This window comes from bacterium (assembly GCA_035295165.1).
Classification (GTDB): Bacteria; Sysuimicrobiota; Sysuimicrobiia; order Sysuimicrobiales; family Segetimicrobiaceae; genus JAJPIA01.
The window spans coordinates 40,543-50,491 of record DATGJN010000020.1 but is presented as its reverse complement, the minus strand read 5'-3'; the positions used below and the strand labels follow the sequence as shown (position 1 = coordinate 50,491).

At 71.5% G+C, this 9,949-nt stretch carries 10 protein-coding genes; all 10 read left to right on the top strand.

Translation table 11 applies throughout. The annotated features are described in order from the left end of the window. Positions 1 to 247 precede the first annotated feature (247 nt). The 10 genes from hisZ to VKZ50_03025 all read left to right on the top strand — a co-directional run bounded on the left by hisZ (position 248) and on the right by VKZ50_03025 (position 9,938). The gene (gene hisZ / locus VKZ50_03070; protein HLJ58693.1) at positions 248 to 1,510 is read left to right on the top strand and encodes an ATP phosphoribosyltransferase regulatory subunit; all 1,263 of its coding nucleotides are present in this window, start codon (positions 248 to 250) and stop codon (positions 1,508 to 1,510) included. After that, positions 1,507 to 2,163: an ATP phosphoribosyltransferase gene (hisG, locus tag VKZ50_03065; protein ID HLJ58692.1), complete on the top strand. Its 657-nt coding sequence runs from the start codon at positions 1,507 to 1,509 to the stop codon at positions 2,161 to 2,163. The genes hisZ and hisG overlap by 4 nt, the downstream gene beginning before the upstream one ends. A 61-nt stretch (positions 2,164 to 2,224) precedes the next feature. Beyond that, positions 2,225 to 3,535 carry a histidinol dehydrogenase gene (gene hisD, locus VKZ50_03060; GenBank protein HLJ58691.1) on the top strand — a complete coding sequence of 437 codons (1,311 nt, stop codon included), beginning with the start codon at positions 2,225 to 2,227 and terminating at the stop codon, positions 3,533 to 3,535. Next, entirely contained in the window at positions 3,532 to 4,122 is a 591-nt protein-coding gene (gene hisB / locus VKZ50_03055) for an imidazoleglycerol-phosphate dehydratase HisB (protein ID HLJ58690.1), read from the top strand. The genes hisD and hisB overlap by 4 nt, the downstream gene beginning before the upstream one ends. Beyond that, complete coding sequence (gene hisH, locus VKZ50_03050; GenBank protein ID HLJ58689.1) at positions 4,119 to 4,745, top strand: imidazole glycerol phosphate synthase subunit HisH; 627 nt, start codon at positions 4,119 to 4,121, stop codon at positions 4,743 to 4,745. Before hisB ends, hisH begins: the two co-directional genes overlap by 4 nt. Then, complete coding sequence (gene hisA / locus VKZ50_03045; protein HLJ58688.1) at positions 4,723 to 5,445, top strand: 1-(5-phosphoribosyl)-5-[(5-phosphoribosylamino)methylideneamino]imidazole-4-carboxamide isomerase; 723 nt, start codon at positions 4,723 to 4,725, stop codon at positions 5,443 to 5,445. The genes hisH and hisA overlap by 23 nt, the downstream gene beginning before the upstream one ends. Position 5,446: 1 nt before the next feature. Further along, positions 5,447 to 6,217 (top strand): imidazole glycerol phosphate synthase subunit HisF, encoded by a 771-nt coding sequence (gene hisF / locus VKZ50_03040; protein ID HLJ58687.1) that lies wholly within the window; start codon positions 5,447 to 5,449, stop codon positions 6,215 to 6,217. Positions 6,218 to 6,220: 3 nt separating this feature from the next. Continuing rightward, complete coding sequence (gene hisIE, locus VKZ50_03035) at positions 6,221 to 6,934, top strand: bifunctional phosphoribosyl-AMP cyclohydrolase/phosphoribosyl-ATP diphosphatase HisIE (protein HLJ58686.1); 714 nt, start codon at positions 6,221 to 6,223, stop codon at positions 6,932 to 6,934. Positions 6,935 to 7,002: 68 nt separating this feature from the next. Continuing rightward, positions 7,003 to 7,737, top strand: coding sequence for a metallophosphoesterase family protein (locus VKZ50_03030; protein ID HLJ58685.1), 735 nt, complete (start codon positions 7,003 to 7,005; stop codon positions 7,735 to 7,737). 137 nt (positions 7,738 to 7,874) lie between these two features. Continuing rightward, a complete protein-coding gene (locus VKZ50_03025; GenBank protein ID HLJ58684.1) occupies positions 7,875 to 9,938 on the top strand; it encodes a S9 family peptidase in 2,064 nt (687 codons plus the stop codon). The last annotated feature ends 11 nt before the right edge of the window (positions 9,939 to 9,949 follow it).

The following is a 9,949-nucleotide window of genomic DNA, read 5'->3' as shown; positions in this document are numbered from 1 at the left end:
CCGTGCCCCGATGGACCTGTGTCAGGACCTGCACGCGCTGTTGATCCTTCTGACTCAACATGATCGTCTCCCTGGTCATAGTCCCAGGGTGACATAGTCACGGAACTGTTAGGGGGTGACATTATTGCTGAACTACTACAGGTAGGGTTGGGTATGATTGACGGTGGGGGCGACGTATGTTACCATACGTCGGATGTCTTTGCTGCGGTAGCGCTTTATCTTGATAAAGAAGGACGGTTCCCCGCTGATGCACCTGGAGCGCTGGCAACAGATCCCGTCGGGCACCCGCGACCTGCTCCCGGACGAGACCGCCCGGGTGCGGGAGGTCGTCGGCGGGATTCTGGGGCGCGTGCGGCGGTGGGGGTACCGCGAGGTGACCACCCCTACGCTCGAGTACCTTGACGTGCTGGTGCGGGGCGAGGGGAGCGCGGCGGGCGACAGCCTGTTCAAGCTTGTGGACCGCGGTGGGGAGCTCCTCGCGCTACGGCCCGAGATCACGACACCCGTGGCGCGTCTTGTCGCGACGCGGCTGCGCGGCACCGCGCTGCCGTTGCGGCTGGCCTATGCCGGGCAGGTGTTCCGGTGGCGCGAGGCCGGATCCGCGCGGCTGCGGGAGTTTCCGCAAGTGGGGTGCGAGCTTATCGGAGCGGGGACCCTCGAGGCGGACGCCGAGATCGTGACGATGGCGGTGGAAGCGCTGCAGGCGACCGGCGTCGGACAGTTCTCGATCAGTCTCGGCCACGTCGGTTTCCTGCGCGGCCTGCTTGCCGGACTGGATCTCCCCGAACCGGAATTGGAGGACGTGCGCGCGCTGCTCTACCAGAAGGACTTCGTGGGGTTGCGCCGCCTGCTGGAAACGCAGCGCGCGGCGCCGTCCCATGTACGCGCCTTGCTGGCGCTGCCGACGCTCCAGGGGCCGAGCGCGCTGGAAGAGGCCGGGCGGCTTGCGGACGCGCCCGAGGTCCGCGCGGTCGTGCAGGACCTCGCCGCGTTGCAGCGGATGCTCCGCGCGTCGGGCGCGTGGGACGCGGTGACGGTCGATCTCAGCATCATCCGGGACTTCGACTACTACACGGGCATCGTTTTCGAGGGGCACACCCCGACCCTCGGCGTCCCGCTGCTGGGCGGCGGCCGGTACGACCGGCTGTTGGAACGCTTCGGCGTCTCATGGCCCGCAACGGGATTCGCCGTGCGCGTCGAGCGCGTGCTGTCCGCCGAGGAAGGCGCGGTGGACGCGTGGGCGCCCGATGCCGTCGTGGCGTTCGAGAACGGGAGCCGCGAGGCGGCGCTCGCCTGCGCACGGGCGCTGCGGGCTCACGATCTCACGGTGGCCGTCGAGGTGCAGGGCCGCGCGTGGGACGTGGTGGCGCGCGAGGCGATCGCGCGGGGGGTCGAACGCGCGCTGCTGGTGCGCGGGCAGGCGGTCGTGGTGCGGGAGCGCGACGGCCGGGAGCACACCGTCGCGCTAGCGGACCTCGTCGGTCCCGCAGGGGAGGAGACCACGTCATGAGCATGGTCACGATCGCGATCCCGTCCGGACGCCTGCTGGAAGGGGCGATGGCGACGCTCGAGGCCGGCGGGTATCTGGCGGCGGGAGCGTGGCGCGACACCCGGCGGCTGATCCTCCCGGGTGTCGACGGGACGATCCGCTGTCTGATCGCGAAACCGGTGGATCTGCTGACGTACGTGGAACACGGTGCTGCGGACTTGGGCATCGCCGGCAAGGACACGCTTCTCGAGCAAGCGTGCGACGTCTACGAGTTGGTGGACCTTGGGTTCGGATTCTGCCGGGGGATCCTCGCGTTCCCGCAGGACGCGGCGGAGACGTGGGAGCGAAAGAGTCCGTTGCGCATCGCGACAAAGTATCCGCGCGTGACGGAACGGTACTTCTGGAGCCGGGGCCACTCGGTCGACATCATCACCATGCACGGCGCGGTTGAGCTCGCTCCTCAAGTCGGTCTCGCCGACGGGATCATGGATCTCGTGATGACGGGGCGGACGCTCGCGGAGAACCACCTGGTGGAGGTCGCCGAGCTGTTTCAGGCCACCGCCCGGTTGGTGGTCAACCGCGTGAGCCTGCGCAGCCGTGCGGACGCGGTCGCGGCCGTCGTCGAGCGGCTGCGGGCTGCGGTCAGGCAGCGCACGGCCGCGCCGTCGGCGTAGCCCGGCGGGGCCGCCGGAGTCGGACGGTCGGCCGCACAGCGCGGTACAAGGAGGGACGCGTGTGGACGTGGTGAAGCTGGGCGAGGTTTCGTCCGCACGGTTGCAGCGGATCCTCGGGCGCTCGAGCGCGGAGATGTTCGCGCCGGAACGGATCGCGCACGTGCGGGGGATCGTCGAGGACGTCCAACGCCGCGGCGACCCCGCGGTCGTCGAGTACACGCAGCGCCACGACGGTGTCACGCTGCCGCCGGACCGGCTACGCGTCGGCCGGGAGGAGTTCGTCCAGGCGCACGAGGCCGTGGACGACGGCCTTCGCACCGCGCTGGCCACGAGCATCGATCGCGCCCGTCGCTACAGCGAGTGGCTGCGGCCGCCTCAGCTCGCGATGGACGAGCTGGAGCCGGGCATTACGGTGGGCGTCAAGTGGACGCCGGTCGAGAGCGTGGGCGTGTACGTGCCGAGCGGCAAGGGAGCGTTCCCGTCGACGTTCATCACCATGGTGACACCCGCGGTGGTGGCTGGGGTCGAGGAGATCGCCGTGCTGGTCCCGCCGCGCAAGGACGGGCGCGCCGATCCGGCCCTGCTGGTCGCGGCCGATCTGCTCGGGGTCACGCAGGTGTTTCGCGCAAACGGCGTCGCCGGCGTGGCCGCACTCGCCTTCGGCACCGCGACGTTTCCGCGGGTGCGCCTCCTCGGCGGGCCGGGCAACCCCTACGTGACCGCCGCGCAGATCGCGGTGCAGGCGTTCGGGGTGCGGCTCCTCTCCGTGCTCGGCCCGACCGAATCCATGATCCTCGCGGACGACTCCGCGGACCCGTCCCGTCTCGCGCTGGATCTGCTGAACGAGGCCGAACACGGCAAAGACTCGGCGGCGATCCTCGTCACGGCGTCCGCCTCGCTGGTGGACGAGGTGCAGGCGATGCTGCCGCGCTATCTCGGACAGCTGCCGGCGTGGCGGCGTGAGTTTGCGGAGGCGGCGTTGAGTGACTGCGGCGGCGCGGTCGTCGCGCCGACGCTTGACGAGGCCATCGCGTTCGTGAACCTGTACGCGCCCGAGCATCTCCAGGTCGCGACCCGGGATCCGTTGGCGACCCTCGGCCGCATCCGGAACGCGGGCGAGGTGCTGCTCGGCCAGGACACGCCATTCTCCGCCGGCAACTACGCGCTCGGCGTGCCCGCCGCGCTGCCGACCGGCGGGTTCGCGCGGGTCGGATCCGGCGTGACCGTCCTCAGCTATCTGAAGACGACCTCGGTCGCGCATCTGGACGCGCGTGGGCTCGCCGCCGCCAGGCCGGTTGTGGAACACCTCGGGCGGTACGAAGACTTCCCCGCGCACGTGCTGGCCGTGACGGCGCGGGGACAGGGCGAATGAGCCGACGCGGGCGCGTGGTCCGGGAGACGGGCGAGACGCGCGTGGACGCCGCCTGGGCGGTCGACGGGACCGGCCGAAGCGACATTGCGACCGGGATCCCGTTCCTCGACCACATGCTCGCCCAGATCGCCCGCCACGGCCGGTTCGATCTCACGGTGACCGCGACCGGCGACCTGGCCGTGGACGCCCACCACACCGTCGAAGACGTCGGGATCGCGCTCGGCCGCGCGCTGCGGGACGCGCTCGGCGACGGCGCGGGTATTCGGCGATTCGCGTCCGCGCACGCGCCGCTTGACGAAGCGTTGGTGCTGGCGGTGGCCGACGTGAGCGGGCGGCCGTTTCTCCACTACGGCGTGCCCGTGGCGCGCCAACGCCTCGGCGCCTACGACACCGATCTCACCGAGGAGTTCTTCCGGGCGTTCGCGGTGAACGCCGGGATCACGCTGCACCTCGTGCTGCTGCACGGTCGGAACGCCCATCACATCGTCGAGGCCGCGTTCAAAGCGCTGGCCCTGGCGCTCGACCGCGCGACGGAACTCGACCCGCGCATCCGCGACGTGCCGTCGACGAAAGGGACCCTGGCGTGATCGCGATCGTCGACTACGGCGCCGGCAACCTGCACAGCATCCGCCAGGCGCTTCTGCGGCTCGGGCTCGACGCGAGGGTCGTGGAGACCCCGCAGGGGCTCGAGTCGATGACCGCGCTCGTCGTCCCCGGGGACGGCGCGTTTGGCCCGGCGGTCGCGCGGCTGCGCGCGCTCGGGTGGGCGGAGCGGATCGCCGAGCACGTGCGCGCGGGTCGGCCGTTCCTCGGCGTGTGTCTCGGGATGCAGTTGCTGTTCGACGAGAGCGAGGAGGATGGGCTCCATCTGGGCCTCGGTGTGCTGCCCGGGCGCGTCGTCCGGCTGCCGGAGGCCGTCAAGGTGCCGCACATGGGCTGGAACCAGCTGCGGGTCGAGCGTCCGTCGCCCCTGCTCGCGGGCATCGCCAGCGGAGCGTACGTGTACTTCGTGCACTCCTACCACGTCGCACCCGCGGACGCCGGGCTCGTCGCGGCCACCACGTCGTACGGCGGCGACATCGCCGCCGTGGTCGGCCGGGATAACCTCTGGGCGACGCAGTTCCACCCCGAGAAGTCCGGGCCCGTCGGCGTGCGGATGCTCCAAAACGTTGCGAGGTGGGTCGCCGGTGCTGGTGCTTCCTTCCGTTGACATTCGCGGCGGGCGGTGCGTGCGCCTGATCCAGGGGGCGGCCGATCGGGAGCGGGTGTACGGCGACGATCCCGTCGCGGCCGCGCTTCGCTGGCAGCACGCAGGCGCCGCGTGGGTGCATGTCGTCGACCTGGACGGGGCGTTCGACGGGCGACCCGGCAACGAGGGGACGATCATCCGCCTGATCCGCGCGCTTCGCGTCCCCGTCGAGGTCGGCGGAGGCATCCGCGACCTCGCGACGATCGAGCGCTATCTCGCGGAGGGCGCCGCCCGCGTCATCCTGGGGACGATGGCCGCGACGTCCCCGGAGCTGCTCCGGGACGCGTGCGCGCGGTTCGGCGACCGCATCGCGGTCGGCATCGATGCGCGAGGCGGGGCGGTGGTGACGCAGGGGTGGGTGACCACGACCGGTGAACCCGCGCTCGAGGCGGCGACGCGGGTCACCGGCGCGGGCGCGCGGCGGATCATCTACACGGACACCGGCCGCGACGGCATGCTCGACGGTCCGAACCTGGCCGCGTTCGAGGCGATGCTCGGCGTCGCGAACGTGCCGGTGATCGCGTCGGGCGGCGTCGCCTCGGCCGCCGACGTGCGCCGCCTGCGGGCGCTCGAGGCCCGAGGGCTCGAAGGCGTGATCGTTGGCCGGGCGCTGTACGAGGGGCGGGCGAGCCTCGAGGACTTGCTCGCCGCGGCGGCCTGAGATGCTGGTGCGCCGCGTGATCCCCTGCCTGGACGTCACGGAGGGCCGTGTCGTCAAAGGGACGAGCTTCGTGAACCTCCGTGACGCCGGGGACCCGGTCGAGCTCGCGACACTGTACGACCGCGAGGGCGCGGACGAGCTGGTGTTCCTGGACATCACCGCGAGCCACGAGGGCCGGGGGATCATGGAGGACGTCGTGCGGAAGACCGCCGAAGTGCTCACGATCCCGTTCACCGTGGGGGGAGGGCTCCGGACCGTCGCCGACCTGCGCCGCATGCTGCGGGCGGGCGCCGACAAGGTGGGCATCAACACCGCCGCCGTGCAGCGCCCCGATGTGATCCGCGAGGCGGCGCTCCAGTTCGGCAGCCAGTGCGTGGTGATCGCGATCGACGCCCGGCGCGTGGGCCCCGATCGGTGGGAGGTGTACGTGCACGGCGGGCGCACCCCGACGGGCCTGGACGCGGTGGGGTGGGCCCAGCGCGCGGCCGCCCTCGGCGCGGGGGAGTTGCTGCTGACGAGCATGGACGAGGACGGACACGAGGACGGGTACGACGTCGAGCTGACCCGCGCGGTGACGCGGGCGGTGCGGATTCCGGTGATCGCGTCGGGAGGCGCCGGGACCCCGCAGCACCTCCTCGACGCCATCGTGGAGGCGGACGCGGACGCCGTGCTCGCGGCCTCGATTTTCCACTATCGCAAATACAGTATCGCCGCGGTCAAGACGTTCATGGCGGACCACGGGGTGCCCGTGCGTCCGGTGGAGGGAGTCTGAGTCATGCGTGAAGCCGATGCCGTGACCTTCGATGCGGCCGGCCTGGTCATGGCGGTGGCGCAGGACGCCGCGACCGGCGCCGTCCTGATGGTGGCGCACATGAACCGGGAGGCGCTGGAGCGAACCCTCGCCACCGGGCAGGCGTGGTACTGGAGCCGCAGCCGACGGCGCCTGTGGCGCAAGGGAGAGGAATCGGGGCACACGCAGCGTGTGCGCGCCGTCAGGATGGACTGCGACGGGGACGCCCTGGTGCTGGCCGTGGACCAGGTCGGGCCGGCCTGCCACACCGGTCACGCGACCTGTTTCTATAGAAGCCTCGTCCTCGAAGACGGCAGGGTCCGCGCGGTCGAAGCGCCGCCCGGCGCCGCCAGCGCCGAACGCGCTGGCCCCGCCGCCGCGCCGGCGCCCAGCGACCGCGCAGCGGCCGGGGCGTCCGGTCCGGAGATCCTCGGGGAGCTGGCCGCGGTCCTCGTCGACCGGCGGCGCGAGCCCCGGGCCGGGTCGTACACCTCCGGTCTCTTCGCCGAGGGGCTGGCGCGTTTGAACGAGAAGGTCATGGAAGAGGCCGCCGAAGTGACCCGCGCGGCGCGAAAGGAGACACCCTCGAGGCTCGTCGAGGAAACGGCGGACCTGTGGTTTCACATCTTGGTGCTGCTCGTCTATCAGGGCGTCGACCCGGCGCGTGTGTTCGGCGAGCTGGCGAAACGCCGGCGCTGACGGTGCCCCCGTGACCCCCCTGCGGAGCCCCCGCGCCGCACGCGGTTGAGGGGGGCTGCGCTGCCCCGATGCGGTACGCGATTTTCTCCGATGTCCACGCGAACCTGGAGGCGCTCGAGGCCGTCCTGGCCGAGGCCGGGTCGGGGCGGCCGGACGCGTACGTGTGCCTCGGCGACGTCGTAGGGTACGGCCCCGACCCCAACGAGTGCGCGGCCCGCGTGCGCGACCTGGGTGCCGCCACGGTGGCCGGGAATCACGACCGGGCGGCGCTCGGTGCGGTCGATCTCGACACGTTCAGCGCGCTCGCACGCGCCGCGATCGAGTGGACCCAGACCGTGCTCCTCGCCGAGACGCGGACGTGGCTTGCCGCGCTGCCGCTCCGGCGGGATATCGCCGGCGGCCTCGCGGTCCACGGCAGCCCGCGCGATCCGATCGAGGAGTACATCCTCGATCTGCCCGCCGCGCTCGCGAACTTCTCTGCCGCCGCGTTCACGTGCTGTTTCGTCGGCCATACGCACATCCCGGGCGCATTCGTTCTCGAACCCGACGGCAGGGTCGGCACCGTGACGCTGCCTCCGGGCTCGCCGGTCCGGCTGAGGCCGGACGCCCGCTACATCGTCAACGTGGGCAGCGTGGGCCAGCCCCGCGACGGCGATCCGCGCGCGTCCTACTTGATCCTCGACGCCGACGCGGGAACGGTTACCCTGCGGCGTGTTTCGTACGCGCTCGCGACGACGCAGGCCAAGATGGCCGCCCGCGACCTTCCTTCGGTGCTCGCGCAGCGGCTCGCGCTCGGGCGGTGACGTCGCCCGGGACCGGGAGGGAGCGGTTCGCGGACCGGCGAACGTGCACCACGTGTGCCTATCCCCGCACGGGCGTCCCGCGCGTGCGTTCCTGCGCCACCGGGCGCATGACATCGAACCGGGGGTGACGAGAGACCGTGGCGAACAAGGAACCGAAGAAAGATGCCGGCCGCCGGTTGATCACGATCGAGGACCTGGTGGCGCTCCCCGTGGTGAACGATCCGCAGTTCTCTCCGGACGGCTCCCAGATCGCGTACACCGTGACGACCGCGGACCGGGACGCGAACGCCTACCGCACGCACCTGTGGGTCGTGCCCTCGGGCGGGGGCGCGCCGCGCCAGCTGACGACCGCGAAGGGCCGCGACATCAGTCCTCGGTGGTCGCCCGACGGCGCGCAGATCGCGTTCGTGTCGGATCGCGGCGGCGACAAGCAGATCTGGGTCATTCCGATCGGGGGCGGCGAGGCGCGGCCGCTCACCTCGGGGAAGATGTCGCCGTCGGATCTCGCCTGGGCCCCGGACGGCCGTTCGCTCGCGTTCGTGGGCAAGCCGCCGGCGGCACCGGAGTCCCGCGACGACAGCGACGTCCGCGTGATCTCGAGGCTTCGCTACAAGCAGGACGGCGAAGGCTTTTGGGACGGGCGCTGGAAGCAGATCTTCATCGTGGCTGCGTCCGGCGGGGACGCGAGGCCGCTGACCCAGGGGGAGTACGATCACCTCTTCCCGGCGTGGTCGCCGGATGGGACGACCCTCGCGTACGCCGCAAACCCGGATCCGAACGCGGATTTGACGAACACGGCCGACGTGTGGATCATCCCGACCGGCAAGATCCCACCGTCCGCGCCGGCGCGCCGGCTGACGCGGGGGATCGGACCGATCCAGTCGCCGGCGTGGTCCCCGGACGGCAGCCGCATCGCCTACATCGGACACGACAACACGTGCTGGGGTGCCACCAACTGGCAGGTGTGGGTCGTGCCCGCCGCCGGCGGCGACCCCGCGTGCCTGACCGCGGATGCCGACCGGAGCGTCGGCCACCACATCGTCACGGACATGCGCGCGCACCCGTCGTCCGGTGGCCTCACCTGGTCCGCCGACGGCCGCCGGCTGTTCTTCATGCTCGGTGACGGTGGGAGCACGCAGATCGCCTCGGTGGCTGCGGACGGCGGGCCGGTCCGCCCGGAGACGCGGGGCGACCACGAGTTGATCGGGTGCTCGGTGGCGCCGCGGACGGGACGGGTGGCGTGCGTGGAGAGCGACCCGCTCACGCCGGGCGAGGTGGCGGTTGCGGACCTCGGGGCCGCGCCGGCCTCGCTGCGGCGGCTCACCGACCACACCGGACCGCTGCTCCGCACGCTCGCGCTCGCGTCCCCCGACCGCTTCGAGTTCGCCAGCGTGGATGGATGGACGGTCGAGGGGTGGGTCCTGCGGCCGGCCGCCGCCAAGGGCGGCCGCGTGCCGACGATTCTCGAGGTTCACGGCGGGCCGCACGCCGCGTACGGCCATGCGTTCTTCCACGAACTGCAGCTCCTCGTCGCGGAAGGGTACGGCGTGATCTACATGAACCCGCGCGGCAGCCAGGGATACGGTCAGACGTTCACGGCGGGCACGCGCCACGACTGGGGCGGAAAGGACTACCAGGATCTGATGCGCGGCGTCGATCACGCGATCGCGACGTACGCGTGGATCGACCCTGACCGGCTGGGGGTTGCCGGCGGCAGCTACGGAGGGTTCATGACGAACTGGATCGTCGGGCATACCCAACGCTTCCGCGCCGCGGTGACGATGCGCGGCATCAGCAACGCCTCCAGCCAGTGGGGCACGTCGGACCTCGCCTACATGAAGGGATTCTGGGAGTATCCTGGGGAGCCGTGGGAATCCCCGGAGTTCTACCGCGAGCGCTCGCCGATCACCTACGTCCGCCAGATGCAAACGCCGACCCTCATCCTGCACAGCGAGAACGACCACCGGTGTCCGATCGAGCAGGGCGAGCAGCTCTTCGTCGCGCTGAAGAAGCAGGGCGTGCCGACGCTGTTCGTGCGGTTTCCGAACGAGAGTCACGACCTCTCGCGGAACGGGCAGCCCAAGCACCGGCTGGAGCGCCTGCGCCACATTACCGCGTGGTTTCGGACGTATCTCGCTGGGGCGGACGAGGGCGTCGCGACCACGGGGGGCCGGCGGGAGAGCGTGGCGGCCGATGAGTGAGCGGCCCCGTC